Genomic DNA, 323 nt, shown 5'->3' on the forward strand with positions numbered 1-323 from the left:
GGGTAACAAGCATTACGGTTGACGGTCTTAAAAACGGAACTTTGTATTATTTCAGGGTCGCTTCTTATGAAGTGGCGGAAGGTTTGGGCGAATACAATATCGGGGAATTTTCCAGGGAAGTAACGGCAAGGCCGCTCGCTTCGATTCCGGTTAACGAATAAAAGGGAAATAAATTATATGCAAATAGAAACAAAAAAAGCGAGACAATTCTGCGAAGCGTTGTTCGCGGCGTACGGTTTTACTTCGGAACAAAGTAAAATAATCAGCGACGTGTTGCTCCGCGCCGACCTTTACGGGATAGACTCCCACGGCATACACAGGCT

General features: G+C 45.5%; 1 protein-coding gene. It reads left to right on the plus strand.

Going from position 1 to position 323, the window contains the following annotated elements:
* Positions 1-177 precede the first annotated feature (177 nt).
* Positions 178-323: Ldh family oxidoreductase (locus ACYVTD_RS18730; protein ID WP_461249090.1), on the plus strand; the 146-nt coding region annotated here is incomplete at its 3' end.

This window comes from Treponema sp. R6D11, from assembly GCF_054786075.1.